The following is a 20,117-nucleotide window of genomic DNA, read 5'->3' on the forward strand; positions in this document are numbered from 1 at the left end:
CAACGTTTTAGTAGACGGGGAACGACCTATGAATGAGGTAACTGATCTGAGCTACGCGCTCGATACCTTTTACTTTTTGATTTGCGGTGCGTTAGTCATGTGGATGGCGGCGGGTTTCTCGATGCTGGAAGCCGGCATGGTACGTTCCAAGAATACCGCCGAGATCCTGACCAAGAATATTGCACTGTTCTCCATTGCCTGCACCATGTACCTGCTGGTGGGCTACTACCTGATGTACTCCAGCGGTGAGGGCGGTTTTCTGCCGAGCCTGGGATTTCTGATTGGCGCTGAAAACAGCGTCGACGCCGTGTTGAATGGTGGCGAAGACGCACCTTATTACTCCATGCGTGCGGACTTCTTCTTCCAGGTCGTGTTCGTGGCAACGTCCATGTCGATCGTGTCCGGGGCCGTGGCCGAGCGCATGAAACTGTGGGCATTCCTCGCCTTTGCCGTGGTGATGACCGGCTTCATCTACCCGGTATCCGGTTACTGGACCTGGGGCGGTGGCTGGCTGGACGCTGTGGGCTTCTCCGATTATGCCGGTTCAGGCATCGTGCACATGGCAGGTGCGGCGGCAGCGCTCGCGGGCGTGCTGGTTCTGGGGCCGCGCAAGGGCAAGTACGGCAAGGATGGTGCCATCCATGCGATCCCCGGTGCCAATATGCCGCTGGCTACTCTGGGTACGTTCATCCTTTGGCTTGGTTGGTTTGGCTTCAATGGCGGGTCCGAGCTCAAGATGTCCGACGTCGCTTCTGCCAATAACGTGGCGCAGGTCTTTGTGAATACCAACGCGGCTACCGCAGGCGGGGTACTGGCCGCCCTGGTATTGGCCAAGCTGTGGTTCCGTAAGGCCGACCTCACCATGGCGCTTAACGGCGCGTTGGCAGGCCTGGTGACCATCACCGCAGGTCCTGCCGCTCCCTCGGCGCTTGCCGCGACGCTGATCGGCGCCGTTGGTGGCCTGCTGGTGGTCGTCTCCATCGTGACCCTCGACAAGCTGAAGCTCGATGACCCGGTGGGTGCCATTTCCGTACACGGCGTTGTCGGCATCTGGGGCCTGCTGGCCGTGCCGCTGTTCGACGATGTCAGCCTTGCTGCCCAGTTGATCGGTATCGTGGGCATCTTTGCCTGGGTCTTCCTGGCGAGCCTGGTGGTCTGGCTGGTGCTGAAAGCGATCATGGGCATTCGCGTCAGCGAAGAGGAAGAGTACGAAGGCGTGGATATCGCCGAGTGTGGCCTCGAGGCTTACCCGGAGTTCAGCGTCAAGAAATAAGCACAACGCAAGAAGTGAGCTGGCGTGCTCCTTTGGCCTTCCTTTCAAGGAAGGCCTTTTTATTCTCTACCGGTAGCGGTGTATGCTAACGGGTAGCGGGTGGCCGACGCAGGCGCTAACACCCATCTATTCAGGGCCATCAAGCCAGGGGATATCGCAATGAAACTGATCTCAGCCATTATCAAGCCGTTCAAGCTTGATGACGTACGCGAATCGCTCTCCGATATCGGGGTGCAGGGCATTACCGTCACGGAAGTGAAGGGGTTTGGTCGTCAGAAAGGGCACACCGAACTCTACCGCGGTGCCGAGTACGTGGTGGACTTTCTGCCCAAGGTAAAGCTTGAAGTGGCGGTGGATGACGACATGGTCGAGCAGGTGATCGACGCCATTACCCAGGTGGCCAATACCGGCAAGATCGGCGATGGCAAGATCTTCGTCATGCCGCTTGAGCAGGTCATCCGTATCCGCACCGGCGAAACCGGCAAGGATGCGGTATAAGCGGATGAGTGGTGAGTCGTGAATGGTAGGTCGTGATTTGTGAAAAAGCCCCTGCGGAGTGCATCCAGCAGGGGCTTTTTTGTCAGTGAGGCGCGATGACGATGCGCCTCCTGTGGGCTCTTCACTCAGCCATCACTTCTCGACGAACGCACGCTCGATCACGTAGTCGCCGGGCTCGCCCATGCGCGGCGAGATGTTCATGCCCAGCTCGTCGAGCAGCGCGCTGGTATCGTCCAGCATGGCCGGGCTGCCGCAGATCATCGCCCGGTCCTGGCGCGGGTCGATCGGCGCAAGGCCGGTGTCCTCGTATAGCTTGCCCGAGCGGATGTGGTCGGTCAGTCGGCCCATGGTGTGGAACTCTTCACGGGTTACCGTCGGGTAGTAGACGAGCTTTTCGGCGATCTCTTCACCCAGGTACTCGTGCGCTGGCAGCTCCTTGGTGATGAAGTCGGAGTAGGCCAGCTCAGAAACTTCACGCACGCCGTGAATCAGTACGACCTTCTCGAAGCGCTCGTATACTTCCGGGTCCTGAATCAAGCTCATGAACGGCGCAAGGCCCGTGCCGGTAGAGAGCATGTAAAGGTTGCGGCCCGGCAGCAGGTCATCGCATACCAGCGTGCCGGTGGGCTTGCGGCTGACCATGATCTGGTCGCCCACTTTCAGGTGCTGTAGGCGCGAGGTCAGCGGGCCGTCGGGTACCTTGATGCTGTAGAACTCGAGATGATCCTCGTAGTTGGGGCTGGCGATGGAGTAGGCGCGCATCAAGGGCTTGCCGTTCACTTCCAGGCCGATCATGACGAACTGGCCGTTCTTGAAGCGCAGGCTGCGCTCGCGCGTGGTGCGGAAGCTGAACAGGGTATCGTTCCAGTGGTGAACGCTAAGCACTTCTTCCAGAGCAAACTTACTCATGCACTCTCTCCGTTAAACGATGCCGACACTCGAGGGCATCTTTCATATTCTTTAAAAGAATAAAAAATAGAAAATATGTTGTCAGCAAGTCTAAGCAAAGATGATATATCTGTTAAGTAAATTATATTGATAACTCTTATCTTTAGAATCGATATAGGCTTGTTATGCACTATACCTTGCGCCAGCTCGAAGTGTTTGTTGCTGTTGCCCAGCATGAAAGCGTTTCCCAGGCGGCCCGGGCGCTGGCCCTGTCGCAGTCGGCCACCAGCACGGCGCTTGCCGAGCTCGAGCGCCAGTTCGACTGCCAACTGCTCGACCGGCTGGGCAAACGGCTAAAGCTCAATGCGCTGGGCTTTCAACTACTGCCCAAGGCAGTGGCGCTGCTTGACCGGGGGGAGGAGATCGAGGAGCTGCTGCGCGGCCAGCAGGGCGTGGGCACGCTGGATGTGGGGGCGACGCTGACCATCGGCAACTATCTGGCAACGCTTCTGATCAGCGACTTCATGCAGCGCTACCCCGGCAGCCGCGTGCGCCTTTCGGTACGCAACACGCGCCATATCGTCGAGAGCGTGCGTCAGCACTCGCTGGACCTGGGCCTGATCGAGGGTCAGTGCGATGACGAGATGATCATCAGTCAGCCCTGGGTGGAAGATGAGCTGTGCGTGTTCTGCTCGCCGCGCCATCCGCTGGCCGGGCGCGATCACCTGGAGCTCGAGCAGCTTCTGCGCGAGGACTGGATCATGCGCGAAGAAGGGTCAGGCACGCGCATGACGCTGGAGCACGCGGCGCGCCATCGACGCAGCCGCTTCAATACGCTTTTGGAACTCGAGCACACCGAAGGCATCAAGCGTGCGGTGGAGTCCGGCCTTGGCATCGGCTGTGTCTCGCGGCTTGCGCTGCGCGACGCCTTCCGGCGCGGGAGCCTGGTGCCGCTGCCTACGCCGGAGCTGGATTTGAAGCGCCAGTTCACCTTCATCTGGCACCGCCACAAGTACCTGACCACCGGCGTGCGCGAGTTTCTGCGCCTGTGCCGCGAGATGACCGCCGGCGCCAGCCGCAGCGACGATATCGCACTGCCGCCGGTGCCTTGATCATCGAGCGGCGGCAGCTCAGAACTCGTCCCAGTCGCCTTCGGCCGAGGTGCTTGCCAGGCGGGGGGCCGGCGTGGTCGGCGCCTTGGGGCGAGCCAGCGACGGTGCGGGCGCGGGGGCTGCCGGCGCCGCGCGGGAGACCTTGAAGCTGCCGATGACGCTGGCAAGCTGCCCGGACTGCTCCTTCAACTGCTCGGCGGCGGTGGTGGACTCTTCCACCAGGGCGGCGTTCTCCTGGGTCATGCGGTCCAGGTCCGCGACGGCGATGTTGACCTGATTGATGCCCTCGCTCTGCTCGCTGGTGGCGGCCTCGATCTCCTCGAGCACGTCGGTCACCCGGGCGATGTGCGAGACGATCTCCTCCATGGTTTCGCCGGCATTGCGCACGAGCGTCGTGCCGCTGTTGACCTTGCCCTGAGAGTCCTCGATCAACTTCTGGATATCGTTGGCCGCGTCGCTGCTGCGCCGGGCGAGCTTGCGCACCTCTTCGGCCACCACGGCGAAGCCACGGCCATGCTCGCCGGCCCGGGCCGCCTCGACGGAGGCGTTGAGTGCCAGCAGGTTGGTCTGAAACGAGATGCTGTTCATCAGGGTGACGATCTCGCCGATCTTCTCCGAGGCCTGGGTGATCTGCTCCATGGTGGTCACCACGTTGCCCATCACCTCGCCGCCGTGGCCGGCCACCTGGGAGGCGGACTGGGACAGCTTGCTGGCCTGCTGAGCGGAAGACGCGGTGTGCTGCACGGTGCTGGTAATTTCCTCGATGGAGGCGGAGGTCTGCTGCAGGCTCGCGGCGGTGTTGTCGGTGCGCCGAGAGAGATCCTGACCGCCAGAGGCGATTTCGTTGGCGGCGTGGTGGACCGCGTCGCTGCTGGCGCGCACGTCGATCAGCACGTGCTCCATCTTGTCGACGAAGCGGTTGAAGGCGCGGCTGATCTGGCCGACTTCGTCGCGGCCCTGCTCCGGCAGACGGCGGGTCAGATCGCCCTCGCCGCTGGCGATGTCTTCCAGGGCATCGCGGGCGCGCTCGAGGCCGGCGAAGCTACGCTTGAGCCACAGGCTGAGCAGCACCGCCGTCAGCACGAGGATCACCGCCAGGGTCAGTAGTGCCGAGTGGATGATGGCGCGAAGCCCCACCGTGGCTTCGTACTCGTCCAGTGCGACACCCAGCTCCCAGTCGGTGCCGGCAATGGGGGTGGCGGCTATCCGCTTGGTTTCGTCGTTCACGTCAACGTGTTCCCAGGCGTTGGCGGTCATGCGCAGGCGTTCGATGGCGGAGGGGGTCAAGGCGTCGTTGAGGCTTGTCAGCGGCTGGAGGGTCAAGGCCGGGTCCGGGTGGGCGATGATCGTCTCCCCGGCGCTGCTCAAGAACGCGAAGCTGGCTGGCGTGGGTTGAATCGCATTGACCTGCTCGATCAGTTTGCCGATCGCCACGTCACCACCGATGACACCATAGAGGGAGCCTCCGCGCTTGACCGGTGTGGCAAAGGTCACGACCAGCTGGCCACTGGCGTCGTCCTCGTAGGGTTCGGTCACGATGGTCCTGTCCTGCGCCACGGCGGCTTGATACCAGCCACGGGTGCGAGGGTCATAGCCGTCGCCAGGCGGAAACGCACTTGCCAGGTGGCTGCCATCGGGTTGGCTGAAGAACGCGGCCATGAAGCCGCCGGAGGCCTGCAACTGCTCCAGCGCCGTCAGTGGATCATTATCCATTACCGGTGTGCGCGCCGCTTCGAGCATGGACGCACGAGCGGCAATCCACTCCTCGATCGCCAGCGCATTGCCTTGAGAAACGGATGCCAACTGCTGGGTAATCTGCAGGTCGTTGTGCTTTTTCAGGGTGATATAGCTGACCGTGGCATTGACCGCCAGGGCCAGAGCGATCACGACCAGTATGATCGCCAGAATGCGCATTCTTAAAGAGGAAAGCATCGGTTCATCTCATTATCAGGGAGGGGAGTAGACAGGATCAGTGGCCTGTCTCGAGTAATCGTTTGCTATATCGGCAGTGTGTCTTGTGACTTAAGTCTCATTCATCCTCCGCTCTGTGCTGATACAGAGAAACGAGTCGCCGGATGGTCGATCATTCAACGCCTAGAGCCTCGATCAAGGCTCTAGGCTGGTACTTCTCGCTTTAGCACTTCTCGTCTTGTATTGCTCGGCAGGGATTTCTTGGTGCTCGATACACTCTTACTCGTTATAGGACGATGGGCCGAGAAGACGGGGATGCCCGCCGCCATCGTGCTCATCCAGCAGCGTGAACCCGCCCACCAGGTCGGCAAGTCGCTCCGCCTGCTCCTTCAACTGCTCCGCGGCGGTGGTGGACTCCTCGACCAACGCGGCGTTTTGCTGGGTCATCTGGTCAAGGTCGCTTACCGCAATGCTGACCTGGCTGATACCGTCATTCTGCTCGCGTGCCGCGGTACTGATATCGCCCAGCATCTGGGTCACCCGCGCCACGCTTTCCGATAGCTCGTGCATGGCGGTTTCGGCGTCGTGCACCAGCTGGGTGCCGCTTTCCACCTTGCCTGCCGACGCGTTGATGCGCTGGCGGATATCCGCCGCTGCCTCGCTGCTGCGCCCGGCCAGCTTGCGCACTTCGTCGGCTACCACGGCAAACCCACGCCCATGCTCGCCTGCCCGAGCGGCTTCCACCGAGGCGTTCAAGGCCAGCAGGTTGGTCTGGAAGGCGATGCTGTCGATCACGCTGACGATACTCTGGATCTCGGTGGAGTTGTTACGGATATCGTCCATGGTGACCACCACCTGCTCGAAGGCGCCGTTGGTGCGCACGGCCAGCTGCGAGGCAGTTTGCGCAAGCCCGCTGGCTTCCTGGGAGGCGCTGGTGGTGTGGCCCACGGTGCTGCTGATCTGCTCCATGGCGGTCGAGGTCTGCTGCAGGCTGGCTGCGGCCTGGTCGGTGCGCCGCGACAGATCCTGTCCGCCCTGGGTGATCTCGCTTGCGGCGTGGTGGACCGATTCGCTGCTGGCGCGTACATCGACCAGCACATCGTGAATCTTGACGGCGAAGGCGTTGAACTGGATGGCCAGCTCAGCGCTTTCGTTGCGCCCGCGCACTGGCAGGCGCTGGGTCAGGTCGCCATCGCCGGAAGCGATATCACGCATGCGATCAGCCAGGTGACGCAGTGGTCGGGAAATACTGGAGCCCAGCAGCCAGCTGGCCAGCAGGCCGAGGCTGGCAATCAGCAGACCCATCAGTATCATGCCCCACATGGAGGCTTTGCTCTGCTCGCCGAGCTGGTCCTGCAAGCCATACAAACCGGCCATGACGGCGCTTTCAGGTAGCCGGATCATCAGTACCCACGGGTTACCGCTCTCGTCGATGGTGAAAGGCCAGTACAGCTCGGTCATGCCCTGCTCGGTGTCCAGCTTGCGTACACGCTCGCCCTGCTGGGCCTGGGCGATGCTGGCCTGAAGCTCAGGGTCGAGCACGTTTTCAACGCGCTTGCCCATCCGCTCCGGCGCGCCGGTATAGGCCGCCAGAGCACCATGTGCGGCGACCAGAGCCATTTCGCCAACGCCGTCATAGAGCGTTTCATTGGCTTCTTCGAGCAGTCCCTGAATGAATTCGACCGAGAGGTCGACACCGGCGCTGCCGCGAAACTTGCCGTCTACGATGATGGGCGCGTTAAACGAGGTCACCAGCAGGGTTTCACCGTTATAGTCGTACAGGTGCGGGTCGACAATGCAGCTGCGCCGGGTTTCCTTGGTGCACAGGTAGTACTCTCCAAGGCGAATACCGTCGGCATCGCGCTCCTGGCTTTCGATATTGCTGCCCAGCGCAAGCACCTCGATGCTGCCGCTTTGCGTACGATACCACCACGGCATGAAGCGGCCATCCGGGCCGTAGCCCTGATCCTCTCGACCGACAAAATTGGCATCGCGGTTGAACGCATCCGGCTCCCAGCCAATGAATGCATCCAGCAGGTCGGGGTTGTTGATGACCGTTTGCCGTACCAGCATCGATACTTCGCGCCGACTCATGGACATCAAGGGCCGTCCGTCGGCATCCTGCTGGCCCAGCATGGCGTTGGTGTGCGCCAGGCTGGTCGCAAGCGTCAGCGCATGCTCGAGGTGGCCTTTTATCTCTTCGGCCTGGCCCGAGGCAATGGCGGTAAGGCGAGCTTCGATGTTGCGTTCGAGCAGCGCCTGGGTCTCGCTTTTTACCAGCGATTGGGAGCGAGCGTTGGCGATCACCGAGTAGATGACCAGCGCCGCTACCACCAGCAGAATACAGCCACCCACCAGGGTGGCAATCAAGGTACGTACGGACTTGAAGTTCATTTTTGTTGTTGCCCTCAGTTTGGTTACCGCTTAACGCGGCAGGTAGGCAGGCGGCGCAAGCTGCCCGCCCGAGGTAGCAGTACTGGTCGACAGGGTAAAGGCTCCGACAAGCGAAGCGAGGCGCTCGGCCTGATCCTTGAGCTGCTCGGCGGCGGTGGTCGACTCCTCGACCAGCGCAGCGTTTTGCTGGGTCATCTGATCAAGGTCGCTTACCGCGATGCTGACCTGGCTGATGCCGTCGTTCTGTTCGCTGGCCGCGGTGCTGATATCGCCCAGCATCTGGGTGACCCGTGTCACGCTCTCGGAAAGCTCATGCATGGCGGTTTCGGCGTCGTGCACCAGCTGCGTGCCGCTTTCCACCTTGCCTGCCGAGGCATCGATGCGCTGGCGAATATCCGCCGCTGCCTCGCTGCTGCGCCCGGCCAGCTTGCGCACTTCGTCGGCCACCACGGCAAACCCGCGCCCATGCTCGCCCGCCCGGGCGGCTTCTACCGAGGCGTTGAGCGCGAGCAGGTTGGTCTGGAAGGCGATGCCGTCGATCACGCTGACGATGGTCTGAATTTCCGAGGAGGTCGCACGGATATCTTCCATGGTGACGACTACCTGCTCGAACGCGGTATTGGTGCGCGAGGCGAGCTGCGAGGCAGTCTGGGAAAGCCCGCTGGCTTCTCGGGAGGCGCTGGTGGTGTGGCCCACGGTGCTGCTGATCTGCTCCATGGCGGTCGAGGTCTGCTGCAGGCTGGCCGCGGCCTGGTCGGTGCGCCGCGACAGGTCCTGCCCGCCCTGGGTGATCTCGCTTGCAGCATGGTGAACTGCTTCGCTGCTGGCGCGTACATCGACCAGCACATCGTGAATCTTGACGGCGAAGGCATTGAACTGGATGGCCAGCTCAGCACTTTCGTTGCGCCCGCGCACTGGCAGGCGCTGGGTCAGGTCACCATCGCCGGAAGCGATATCGCGCATACGTTCGGCCAGATTGCGCAACGGACGAGAAATACTCGTGCCCAGCAACCAGCTGGCCAGCAAGCCAAGAGCAGCAATGATCAGTCCCATGCCCAGCATGCCAAGCGTGGACGTGGTGCGCTGGTCTTCCATTTGCTCTTGAAGATCATTCAGGCCGGCAAATACCGCCTGGTCGGGCAGGCGCAGCATCAAGACCCACGGCTGTTCAAGATCACCGATGGTGAACGGCCAGTAAAGTTCGAGCATGCCCTGCTCAGCGTCATGATGACGAACGACGCCACCCAGCTGGGCTTCTGTAATGCGTGTTTGCAACGCTGGGTCCAGAACGTCGCCTGACGGCTGCCCAAGTGCTTCTTGGTGGCCGGTATGCGCCGTCAAGGTGCCTCCGGAGGCAATCAGGGCCAGCTCACCTGCGCCGTCATAAAGTGCTTGGCTGGCATCATTGAGCATGGACTGGATAAAGTTGACCGACAGGTCGACCCCTGCAACGCCACGAAATTCGCCATCGACCATTACCGGGACGCTGAACGAGGTGACCATCACCACCTGGCCGTCATAGTCGTAAGGGGCGGGGTCGACAATACAGGTCGCCTGCGTGTCGCGCGGACATAGATAGTACTCACCCTGGCGCACGCCGCTGGGCTGGAGGACATCGCTCTCCATGTTCTCATCCAGCGGAAGTACAACGACATTGTCGCTGTCGTCGCGATACCACAAGGGACGGAAACGTCCATCGGCCCCGTAACCCATCCCTTCACGGCGGGCGAAGACCTCATCACGCCCGAAGGCATCGGGTTCCCAGCCTATGTAGGTGCCCAGAAGTTCCGGATTGGCAACGGCGGTCTGGCGCACTATCTGGGAAAGCTCGCGACGGCTCACGTTGAGCGACGGCCGTCCCGTCGCATCCAGCTGGCCCATCAACGCGTTGGTCTGGGCCAGGTTCTCACTCAGTGTCAGGGCATGCTCCATCTGGCCCTTGATGCGTTCTGCCTGCTCGGAGGCGATAGCCGTCAGGCGTGCCTCGGTATTGCGCTCGAGCAGCGCTTCGGTCTGGTTTTCCACCAGATCCTGAGAGCGTGCATTGGCGATCAGCGAATAAATCACCAGCGCGGCCACTACCAGCACGATACAGCTGCCGACGAGTATCGTGATCAACGTACGAACGGACTTGAAATTCATGCGCAGAATGCTCCACTCATACGGAAGTAGAGTGAAGCATTCAAGCGGCGCTCTGCTGAGATCGAGGCAAACAGAGCCATGGCGGATAGACGTGGGGGGAGGAACATGGTCGCTCTCTATTAAGGATAAACTGATGTATGCATTGCTACATACATGATGCAGGGGTAATCAGTTTATCGGCGAGAGCGATCCATGCTTTAGTTGTAGGCGATCAATAAGCGTTGAAATACTTAACGCATATCGCTGACCGCCTCCTGAATGTCGTCAAGCGACGCCTTGCTGAGATCTTTGGACAAGGTGTGGATGACAAGCTTCTGCGTGGGGGCATCGAGCTTTTCACGCAGCAGGCCCAGAAACTTGGGGGGCGCGACCAGAATCAGCTTTTCCATGCTGTTATTGACGCGTGCGTTATACAGGTGCTGGGTGACTTCCTTGGCAAACAGTTCATTTTCATGCTTCAAGGCAGTCCCACCCTCCGCCGAGGAGCGTGCGGTGGATGACGTGGATTCGTGCACGTCGGCGCCGGGGCTATCGGTGATCAGGTCCCCTTCATGCATGCGACCCTCGGCGTGTACCAGGCTCTCCTTCTCCTGCAGGTGAAGCGAGTCGCGCGTGAAGATACGTGCGCGAGCGGCGTCGGCTACCACGATATAGGTTGTCATCATCAAACGTCCTCCGTGTCGTTAGGGATATATTAACCATGGCAAGCGTTTGGCATTCGGTCAAACGGGAGGTCTTGGATTGATCCAGAGCGCAATCGGCGGCTTGCCGTCTCCTCCTTCGAAGACACCGGTGGTATGTTGAAGGTCCATTTTCGAGGCGGCTTACCAAGCTATGTCAAACCCTCTTCATAACACCTCTGACCATTGGCGCAATCGCTATCTGTTGATGCGCCACGGCCATAGCCAGGCAAACCAGCAGTGCCTGATCATCAGCAGCCCCGAGCGGAGCATTGATGCCTTCGGGCTATCGGATACCGGCGAGCAGCAGCTGGCGAGCCTTGTGGATGCCTGGGCCTGGCCCGTTCCCACACGGGTGGTGCACTCGGATTTTCTACGCACCACGCAGACCGCCGCCCGGGTGGCCAATGCCTTCGAATTGGCGATGAGCCCGGATCAACGTCTGCGCGAGCGGTTTTTCGGTGAGCTGGAGGGCGGCTCGGATGCGCGCTATCCGGATGTGTGGGCACTGGACGCTCAGAGCGCCGAGCACACTACCCATCGGGTAGAAGCGGTGAGTGCAGTGGCCGCACGCATGATGGCAGTGCTTGAGGAGTGGGAGCGGAAGGCGCAAGGCGAAACCATTCTGATCGTGAGCCACGGCGACCCGCTTCAGATACTGCTGACCGCGCTGGAAGGCAGGCCGCTCGCCCAGCACCGTGAGCAGCCCGCCCTGTTACCCGCCAGTATCACCCAAGTGGGCGGCGCGCCTTGAGCGTTTGAGGATCAGTGCCCCAGGATCTGGCTCAAGAACAGCTGGGTGCGTTCTGACTGCGGGTTATTGAAGAACGGCTCCGGCGCGTTTTCTTCGATGATCTGCCCCTGGTCCATGAAGATCACCCGGTCAGCGACGGTCTTGGCAAAGCCCATTTCGTGGGTCACGCACAGCATGGTCATGCCTTCCTCGGCAAGCTCGATCATGACGTCCAGTACTTCCTTGATCATCTCCGGGTCGAGCGCCGAGGTGGGTTCGTCGAACAGCATCACGTCCGGGTGCATGCATAGCGAGCGGGCAATCGCCACGCGCTGCTGCTGGCCGCCGGAGAGCTGGCCGGGGTACTTTTTCGCCTGCTCGGCAATGCGCACGCGTTCGAGATAGCGCATGGCCTGCTCTTCGGCTTCCCGGCGCGGCTTCTTCTGTACCCACATGGGCGCGATGCAGCAGTTCTCCAGCACCGTCAGGTGGGGGAACAGGTTGAAGTGCTGGAACACCATGCCGACACTTCTTCGAATCTGCTCGATGCGTTTCACGTCCTGGGTCAGCGGCACGCCGCCGACCACGATGTCGCCCTGCTGGTGCTCTTCAAGATGATTGATGCAGCGAATCAGTGTCGATTTACCCGAGCCCGAGGGGCCGCAGATAACGATCCGCTCGCCGCGTTTCACTTCGAAATCGATATCACGCAGTACGTGAAAGTCGCCGTACCACTTGTTGACGCCGCGCATTTCGACCATCAGGTCAGGGGTAGAGCTGCCTGGGGTATTGGTGGCTGCTTGTGTCATAGTCAAATCCTGCTCAAATTCTTGAAAAAAGCGACGTCAGCGCTTGTGGCCGGTGTTCAGCTTACGCTCCAGATACTGGCTGTAGCGCGACATGCTGAAACAGAAGATCCAGAACACGAAGGCGGCAAACACGTAGCCTTCCAGCGAAAAGCCCAGCCAATTGGAGTCGGAAAGCGCCGCCTGCACGATCCCCAGCAGGTCGAATAGCCCGATGATCATCACAAGCGTCGTGTCCTTGAACAGCGAGATGAATGTATTGACGATGCCCGGAATCATCATCTTCAGCGCTTGGGGCAGAACGATCAGGCCCATGCGTTTCCAGTAGCTCATGCCCAGTGCAGCCGCTGCCTCTTCCTGGCCCTTGGGAATCGCCTGGAGTCCGCCACGAATCACCTCCGCCATGTAGGCGCTCTGGAACAGCGTCAGGCCGATCAGCGCCCGCACCAGGCGGTCTACGCTGATGCCCGAGGGCAGAAACAGCGGCAGCATTACCGAGGCCATGAACAGCACGGTGATCAGCGGCACCCCGCGCCAGAACTCGATGAAGATGACGCAGAAGCTCTTCACGATAGGCATGTTGGAGCGTCGCCCCAGGGCCAGCACGATGCCGATGGGCAGGGCGCCGATCATGCCTATTGAGGCGAGCAGCAGGGTCAGCATCAGGCCGCCCCAGCGGTGGGTGGGCACGCGGGGCAGGTCAAAGTAGCCGCCGTGCAGCAACACGTAGGCGGCAATCGGAAAGCCCACCAAGGCAAACACCGCCACCCAGCGCTTGAACGGCAGGCGCGGAATGGCAAGCCAGGCGATCAGGGTGAAAAAACCGCCGAACACGATATTGGCCCGCCAGATCTCCGAACGCGGATACAGCCCGTAGATGAACTGGGTGAAGCGTGCGTTGACGAATACCCAGCAGGCGCCTTCCCGCGAGCAGTCGGCCCGTGTGGTGCCGATCCAGTCGGCGTTGATGAACGCCCACTGGATAGTAGGCACCAGCAGCAGATATAGAACGTATAGCCCGACCAGGGTAAACAGCGTGTTGAGCGGGCCGCTGAACAGGTTGGCACGCAGCCAGGCCACCGGGCCCAGGGTATTACTAGGGGCCGGGCGCTGGTCGATCATGGTTTTATTGTGAATCATAAAGCTATCCTCACCGGTGCCTAGCGCTCGACCAGCGCCACGCGGGCGTTGAACCAGTTCATGAACATGGAAACCAGCAGGCTGATGGTCAGGTATACCGCCATGGTCATGGCGATCACCTCGATGGCCTGACCCGTCTGGTTGAGCGTGGTGCCGGCAAACACGGAGACCAGATCGGGGTAGCCGATGGCCGTGGCAAGCGATGAGTTCTTGATCAGGTTCAGGTACTGACTGGTCAGCGGCGGAATGATCACCCGCAGCGCCTGGGGAATCACCACCAGGCGCAGCACCAGGTTGCGCGGCAGGCTGAGCGCCTGGGCGGCTTCGGTCTGGCCGTGGGAAATCGCCTGAATGCCGGAGCGCACGATTTCGGCAATGAACGCGGCGGTATAGATCGAAAGCGCCATCCACAGGGCCAGAAACTCCGGAATCACGGTAAAACCGCCGCGGAAGTTGAAGCCACGCAGTTCCGGCACATCCCAGGTAATCGGCACGCCGGTGGCGACCGTGATTAAAAGCGGCAGCCCCAGAATCAGCACAAGCGATATCCAGCCGGCGGGAATACGCTTGCCGGTGGCCTCCTGGCGGCGCTTGTTCCAGACACACAGCGCGATGCTTGCACCGATTGCCACAATGAACGCCGCAGGAATCAGCCCGAAGCCGGATTCGAACAGCGGCTCGGGCAGATACAGACCACGCACGTTGAGAAAGATCACCTCGCCAAAGGCCATGCTGTCCCGAGCGCTTGGCAGGGCGCGCAGCACGGCGAAGTACCAGAAGAAGATCTGCAGCAGCAGTGGAATGTTGCGAAAGGTTTCGATATAGGCCGTGGCCATCCTGGCCAGCAGCCAGTTGGGCGACAGGCGGGCAATGCCGACGATAAAGCCGATCAGCGTGGCCGCAAGAACGCCCAACCCGCCCACCAGCAGGGTATTGAGCAAGCCCACCAGAAAGGTGCGCCCGTAGGTCGCCTGGGAAGAGTAGTCGATCAGGCTTTGCACGATGCCAAAGCCTGCAGTGTTATTCAAAAAGCCAAAACCTGTCGTGATACCCCGAGCAGACAGGTTGTCCTGAACGTTACCCACGATATACAGCAGGAATACGGCAACAGCGGCGGTCAGCAGCAGTTGAAAAACAAGCGCGCGCTTAGCGCGGTCTCGCCAGAACGGTGGCTTGTGGCCAGCGGGGCGAGCGTTGGGTCTTACGGACATGGGTGGCGTCTCCGCTACACGGAAGGTCGAACAGATGGCCCGCCGGTGCTTGCCTGGCAAGCACGGCGGGCCGGGTCAAGCGAGACGCTTAGCGAATCGGCGGGGCGTAGTGGAAGCCACCCTGATTCCACAGCGCGTTGACACCGCGCTCGATCTCGAGCGGTGAATCCATGCCGACGTTGCGATCAAAGCTTTCGGCGTAGTTACCCACCTGGCTGATGATGTTGTAAGCCCAGTCGGCCTCAAGGCCCATGCCTTCGCCGTAGTTGCCGTCCTGGCCCAGCAGGCGGGCGATATCGGGGTTTTCGGAGCTGGTCATTTCGTCGACGTTTTCGCTGGTCACGCCGTACTCTTCAGCATTGAGCATGGCAAACAGCGACCACTTGACGATATTGAACCAGGTGTCGTCGCCCTGGCGCACGACCGGTCCCAGCGGTTCCTTGGAGATGATATCGGGGAGAATGACCGCGCCGTTCGGGTCATCCAGTTGAATACGCAGGGCCGCCAGCTGCGAGGTATCCGAAGTCAGCACGTCACAGCGGCCAGATTGGAAGCCACCCACGGTCTGCTCGGAGGTATCAAATACGATGGGATCGAATTCCATGTCGTTGGCACGGAAGTAATCGGCCACGTTGAGTTCGGTGGTGGTACCGCTCTGGATACAGATCGCCGCACCGTCCAGCTCGTCGGCACCGCTGATGCCCAGATCACGGCTGACCATGAAGCCGATACCGTCGTAGAAGGTCACGCCGGCAAAGTTCAGGCCCAGTGTGGTGTCGCGGGTGGTGGTCCAGGTGGTGTTACGCGAGAGCACATCGATCTCGCCGGACTGCAGCGCGGTGAAGCGCTCGACGGCGTTGAGGGAAATATAGTTTACGGCATCGGCGTCGCCCAGCACGGCCGCGGCAACCGCGCGGCAGACATCGACATCCAGGCCTTGCCAGTTGCCGTCACCATCGGGGGCGGAGAAGCCCGGCAGGCCATCGCTGACGCCACACTGCACGGCGCCGCGTTCAACGGTATCTTCAAGGGTGGCGGCGTTGGCCGCACCGGTCAGTGTAAGTGCACCTGCAGAGGCCAGTAGTAACCAATGTTTCTTGTTCAGCATGGTAATTCCCTTCCTCGATTAATATTGTTATGCATGCAAAGGCATGACACATAAAGCTAGCAAGGAAGGTGCCAACATGGGTACAGCGCTATATTCAGCGCTTTTCAACGCAAAACGACCGTATGCCTACGAAAGTTCAGGTGCAAAAACGTGAAAACGGTTATCGCATGCTCTTTTATGGTGCGATAACCGTCAGACAGGCGGAAATAGAAGAGTCGAAACAGCGTTTAACGAATGGGCGGGGCGTACTGAATGCCGCCATCTTTCCACAAGGCGTTCAGGCCGCGGGCGATCTTGATATCGGAATCTGCGCCGACGTTGCGGTCGAACATTTCGGCGTAGTTACCCACTTGCTTGACGATCTGATAAGCCCAGTCGTCATTGAGTCCCATGCCTTCACCAAAATTGCCGTCCTGGCCGAGCAGGCGGGCGATGTCCGGGTTGTCGGAATCGGCATGTTCATCGATATTGTGGCTCGAAACGCCCAGTTCTTCGGCATTGAGCATGGCAAACAGCGACCATTTCACGATGTTGAACCACTGATCGTCGCCCTGGCGCACGGCGGGGCCCAGCGGCTCCTTGGAGATGATCTCGGGCAGCACCACCGCCATGTCAGGGTTCGCCAGCTGCATGCGCTGAGCATACAGTTGCGAGGCATCGGAGCTTAGCACGTCACAGCGTCCGGCTTCGAAACCGGCAATCGACTGCTCGGGGGAGTCAAACACCACCGCGTCATAGCGCATGTCGTTGATGCGGAAGTAGTCGGAAAGGTTCAGCTCGCTGGTGGTGCCGGACTGGGTGCACACCGCCGCACCATCCAGCTCTTCGGCGCTTTGTACGCCCAGATCGCTTGCCACCATGAAGGTCTGGCCATCGTAGTAGCTCACCCCGGTAAAGTGCATGCCCTGGGTGGTGTCGCGGCTGGACGTCCAGGTCGTGGTGCGCGAGAGCACGTCCACTTCGCCGGACTGCAGGGCGGTAAAGCGCTCGACGGAATCGAGCGGTACGAAATCGACCTTGCCGGCGTCGCCAAGGGCGGCGGCGGCAATTGCCCGGCAAACGTCGGTATCCAGGCCACGATACGTATCGTTATCGTCCAGTGAGGAGAAGCCAGGCTGGGCGGCGTTCACCCCGCAGCGCACGCTATCACGAGACTGCACCGTTTCAAGGGTGGTGCCCAGGGCAACCGCCGGGGCCAGGGCGCATGCGCCAACGCTTAACCATTTAAGGATTTTCATTGTTAATTCCTTGGTGATGACACAAAAAAGGCCGAGCAGTGCCCGGCCTTCATCGCTTGCTGGCGCGCTATTCAGTCAGACGTCAGCCGAACGCCTTGCGCATGAACGGCGGCAGTGCCAGGGCGCCCCGGTGGGCATCCACTGTGTAGTACTGTAGCGGCATTTCGTGGCCAGCGGCAGCCTCTTCGCGGAAGGTTTCCACGTTGGTGCCTTTACCGGCCAGTGTCACGCTCCACCAGCCGGAAGGATAGACCGGCTGGGGGAAGGGCAGTGTAGCGACGCTGTCGAACCCGGCTTCGCGCATGTCGTGGCGCAGCTCGCGAATGATCGAGCCGCTGTGATAAAGCGGTGATTCGCTCTGCTGGACCATCACGCCGTCGGCTTTCAGGATGCGGTGGCAGCGCTTCAGAAAATCGGTCTTGAACAGCCCCTCGGCAGGCCCCACCGGGTCGGTGGAGTCGATGATCAGCACGTCGATGCTTTCATCCGCGGCGTCATCCACCCACTTCACGCCATCAGCGAACAAAAGCTCCGCGCGTGGGTCGTCGTTGGCTTCCACCAGTGCCGGGAAGAAGCGCTCGGCGGCCTTGGTCACTTCCTCGTCGATATCGATCTGGGTGACCTTCTCGACGCCCGGATGGCGCAAAACTTCCTTCAGCGTGCCGCAGTCGCCGCCGCCGATGATCACCACGCGCTTGGGCGCGGGGTGGGTAAACAGCGCCGGGTGGGCAATCATTTCGTGATACAGGAAGTTGTCGCGGTCGGTGAGCATCACGCAGCCGTCGAGCACCATCAGGTTGCCGTAGGTCTCGGTGGCGTACACCTCCAGGTGCTGGTACTCGCTCTGCACGTCCAACAGCTTCTCAGAGACCTTCAGCGAGAAGGCGCTGCCGTGGCTATCGAAGACTTCGGTAAACCACTGGTCGTCGCGTAATTCGCTCATCAATGGGCTCCTGAGAAAGAGGGGTTGGAGTTGGTTGGAATGCCCTGGTGGTACTGCGGGCTCAGCTCGTGCAGCGCTTCCATGAAGGCGGTGACGTTATCCGGGTTGGTGAACTGGCTGATGCCGTGGCCCAGGTTGAACACGTGGCCCGGGCCATGGCCGTAGCTCTCCAGCACGCGGGCCACTTCGGCGCGAATGGCCGACGGGCGGGCAAACAGCACGTTGGGGTCCAGGTTGCCCTGCAGCGCCACCTTGTGGCCCACGCGGTCGCGGGCGTTGGAAAGTTCGGTCGACCAGTCGATGCCGAGGGCGTCGGCACCGGCGCAGGCGATATGCTCGAGCCACTGGCCACCGTTCTTGGTGAACAGGATCACCGGTACGCGGCGCCCGTCGTGCTCGCGGATCAGGCCGGAGACGATCTGCTCCATGTAGCGCAGCGAGAACTCAAGGTACGCAGGCGTTGATAGCGCGCCGCCCCAGGTATCGAAAATCTGCACCGCCTGGGCGCCTGCGCGAATCTGGGCGTTCAGGTAGTCGGTCACTGACTGCGCCAGGGTGTCCAGCAACTGGTGCATGGTATCCGGCGTGTCGTAGAGCATGGTTTTCAGGTGGCGGAAATCCTTGCTGGAGCCGCCTTCCACCATGTAGGTCGCCAGCGTCCAGGGGCTGCCCGAAAAGCCGATCAACGGCATGCGCCCGTTCAGCTCGCGGCGGATGGTAGAGACGGCGCGCATCACGTAATCCAGGTCGCGCTCGGCGTCGGGTACGCTGAGCGCGGCCACTTCCTCGGCGGTGCGCACGGTCTTGCGAAACTTGGGGCCTTCGCCGGTTTCAAAATAGAGCCCGAGGCCCATGGCATCCGGAATGGTCAAAATGTCCGAAAACAGGATGGCAGCGTCCAGCGGGTAGCGCTCGAGCGGCTGCAGGGTAACCTCGCAGGCCAGGTCGTGGTTGCGGCACAGGTCCATGAAGCTGCCCGCATCGGCGCGGCTGGCGCGGTACTCGGGCAGGTAGCGGCCCGCTTGACGCATCATCCACACTGGTGTGCGGTCGACGGGCTGGCGCGCCAGGGCGCGGAGAAAACGATCGTTTTGCAAAGGTGTGGGGGTCATAAACACTCGCCCTTGGGAAATATGCCCGCATCATACGCAACAACGTAGTCGGGAAACGTGACTGGGGAACCGAATAAGTACAATTGTACTTGAAATTGCAAGCGATGATGTCCCTTGCTTTCTCACCCAAGCCGCCGCCGGCTGTCGTGAGCTCATGGCGACTTCCTGATAGACTGTGCGCCTTTTCAATATTGTTGTGGTTAACTGGTTTGGTTAATCTGCGAGGTAACCCGTGACCATTCGCTTCATTGCCGCTTCCCGGCTGCCCACCCCCTGGGCCACGTTCACCATGCACGGTTTCGAAGATGACGCGACCGGCAAGGACCATATCGCGCTGACGCTGGGTGATGTCAGTACCGCGGATCCGGTACTCGGGCGCGTTCACTCCGAGTGCCTGACCGGCGATGCGCTGTTCTCCATGCGCTGCGACTGTGGCTACCAGTTGCAGGAGGCGCTCAAGCGTATTGCCGAAGAGGGGCGCGGCGTGCTGCTTTACCTGCGCCAGGAAGGGCGGGGAATCGGACTCTTGAACAAGATTCGCGCCTACCACCTGCAGGATCAGGGAGCGGATACGGTGGAGGCCAACGAGCAGCTCGGCTTTGGTGCCGACATGCGCCGTTATGATCTATGCGTACCGATGCTTGACCACCTGGGCGTGACCGCGCTCAAACTCATGACCAACAACCCCCGCAAGGTGGATGCGCTGACCCGTGACGGCGTCAACGTGGTCGAGCGGCTGCCCATCACCACCGGCCTCAACCCGCACAACGAACAGTACCTGGCCACCAAGGCCGGCAAACTTGGCCACATGATGGCGCTGGGTGACTTCACCCAGGCAAGTGACGTGGATATCGAGCGAAAAGGCTGAAAAATACGCGTTAATGCGGTCAAAACCCCGCAAACTTGCTTTTTCTTAAACGTATTTGTC

At 60.9% G+C, this 20,117-nt stretch carries 17 protein-coding genes; 5 read left to right on the forward strand and 12 right to left on the reverse strand.

Annotated elements, in window-relative coordinates:
- The first annotated feature begins 28 nt into the window (after positions 1–28).
- Entirely contained in the window at positions 29–1,273 is a 1,245-nt protein-coding gene (locus tag HW452_RS08815; RefSeq protein ID WP_224105738.1) for an ammonium transporter, read from the forward strand.
- Between the two features lie 159 nt (positions 1,274–1,432).
- Complete coding sequence (gene glnK, locus HW452_RS08820) at positions 1,433–1,771, forward strand: P-II family nitrogen regulator (protein WP_027337179.1); 339 nt, start codon at positions 1,433–1,435, stop codon at positions 1,769–1,771.
- Positions 1,772–1,903: 132 nt separating this feature from the next.
- Here the strand turns inward: glnK and HW452_RS08825 are convergent, their stop codons facing one another.
- Complete coding sequence (locus HW452_RS08825; protein ID WP_224105739.1) at positions 1,904–2,680, reverse strand: ferredoxin--NADP reductase; 777 nt, start codon at positions 2,678–2,680, stop codon at positions 1,904–1,906.
- 164 nt (positions 2,681–2,844) lie between these two features.
- Here HW452_RS08825 and HW452_RS08830 point away from each other — a divergent pair, with 164 nt between their 5' ends.
- Complete coding sequence (locus HW452_RS08830) at positions 2,845–3,771, forward strand: LysR family transcriptional regulator (protein ID WP_224105740.1); 927 nt, start codon at positions 2,845–2,847, stop codon at positions 3,769–3,771.
- An 18-nt stretch (positions 3,772–3,789) separates the two neighbouring features.
- Here the strand turns inward: HW452_RS08830 and HW452_RS08835 are convergent, their stop codons facing one another.
- The 4 genes from HW452_RS08835 to HW452_RS08850 form a co-directional block, all read right to left on the reverse strand.
- Positions 3,790–5,703 carry a methyl-accepting chemotaxis protein gene (locus HW452_RS08835; RefSeq protein WP_224105741.1) on the reverse strand — a complete coding sequence of 638 codons (1,914 nt, stop codon included), beginning with the start codon at positions 5,701–5,703 and terminating at the stop codon, positions 3,790–3,792.
- 258 nt (positions 5,704–5,961) lie between these two features.
- The gene (locus tag HW452_RS08840; protein WP_224105742.1) at positions 5,962–8,076 is read right to left on the reverse strand and encodes a methyl-accepting chemotaxis protein; all 2,115 of its coding nucleotides are present in this window, start codon (positions 8,074–8,076) and stop codon (positions 5,962–5,964) included.
- Positions 8,077–8,106: 30 nt separating this feature from the next.
- Positions 8,107–10,218 (reverse strand): methyl-accepting chemotaxis protein, encoded by a 2,112-nt coding sequence (locus HW452_RS08845; RefSeq protein WP_224105743.1) that lies wholly within the window; start codon positions 10,216–10,218, stop codon positions 8,107–8,109.
- A 230-nt stretch (positions 10,219–10,448) separates the two neighbouring features.
- Positions 10,449–10,880, reverse strand: coding sequence for a host attachment protein (locus tag HW452_RS08850; protein ID WP_224105859.1), 432 nt, complete (start codon positions 10,878–10,880; stop codon positions 10,449–10,451).
- A gap of 172 nt (positions 10,881–11,052) precedes the next feature.
- Between HW452_RS08850 and HW452_RS08855 the strand changes: the two genes are divergently transcribed.
- Complete coding sequence (locus tag HW452_RS08855) at positions 11,053–11,652, forward strand: histidine phosphatase family protein (RefSeq protein WP_224105744.1); 600 nt, start codon at positions 11,053–11,055, stop codon at positions 11,650–11,652.
- An 11-nt stretch (positions 11,653–11,663) separates the two neighbouring features.
- Here HW452_RS08855 and HW452_RS08860 read toward each other — a convergent pair whose 3' ends face one another.
- From HW452_RS08860 to hemE, 7 genes are all read right to left on the reverse strand, one after another.
- The gene (locus HW452_RS08860; RefSeq protein ID WP_224105860.1) at positions 11,664–12,392 is read right to left on the reverse strand and encodes an amino acid ABC transporter ATP-binding protein; all 729 of its coding nucleotides are present in this window, start codon (positions 12,390–12,392) and stop codon (positions 11,664–11,666) included.
- Between the two features lie 84 nt (positions 12,393–12,476).
- Positions 12,477–13,577 (reverse strand): amino acid ABC transporter permease, encoded by a 1,101-nt coding sequence (locus tag HW452_RS08865; RefSeq protein WP_224105745.1) that lies wholly within the window; start codon positions 13,575–13,577, stop codon positions 12,477–12,479.
- A gap of 20 nt (positions 13,578–13,597) precedes the next feature.
- Positions 13,598–14,788, reverse strand: a complete 1,191-nt coding sequence (locus HW452_RS08870; protein WP_224105746.1) for an amino acid ABC transporter permease — start codon at positions 14,786–14,788, stop codon at positions 13,598–13,600.
- A gap of 88 nt (positions 14,789–14,876) precedes the next feature.
- Positions 14,877–15,896, reverse strand: a complete 1,020-nt coding sequence (locus HW452_RS08875; protein ID WP_224105747.1) for an amino acid ABC transporter substrate-binding protein — start codon at positions 15,894–15,896, stop codon at positions 14,877–14,879.
- A gap of 227 nt (positions 15,897–16,123) precedes the next feature.
- Entirely contained in the window at positions 16,124–17,134 is a 1,011-nt protein-coding gene (locus HW452_RS08880) for an amino acid ABC transporter substrate-binding protein (RefSeq protein ID WP_224105748.1), read from the reverse strand.
- Positions 17,135–17,216: 82 nt separating this feature from the next.
- Positions 17,217–18,077, reverse strand: a complete 861-nt coding sequence (speE, locus tag HW452_RS08885; RefSeq protein ID WP_224105749.1) for a polyamine aminopropyltransferase — start codon at positions 18,075–18,077, stop codon at positions 17,217–17,219.
- Positions 18,077–19,189: a uroporphyrinogen decarboxylase gene (hemE, locus tag HW452_RS08890; RefSeq protein ID WP_224105750.1), complete on the reverse strand. Its 1,113-nt coding sequence runs from the start codon at positions 19,187–19,189 to the stop codon at positions 18,077–18,079. The genes speE and hemE overlap by 1 nt, the downstream gene beginning before the upstream one ends.
- 232 nt (positions 19,190–19,421) lie before the next feature.
- On the opposite strand from hemE, the gene ribA reads away from it, so the two are divergent.
- The gene (ribA, locus tag HW452_RS08895; RefSeq protein ID WP_224105751.1) at positions 19,422–20,057 is read left to right on the forward strand and encodes a GTP cyclohydrolase II; all 636 of its coding nucleotides are present in this window, start codon (positions 19,422–19,424) and stop codon (positions 20,055–20,057) included.
- Positions 20,058–20,117 lie beyond the last annotated feature (60 nt).

Origin of the sequence: Vreelandella aquamarina, from assembly GCF_020075495.1 — a bacterium.
In the GTDB taxonomy this organism is placed as follows: domain Bacteria; phylum Pseudomonadota; class Gammaproteobacteria; order Pseudomonadales; family Halomonadaceae; genus Vreelandella; species Vreelandella aquamarina_A.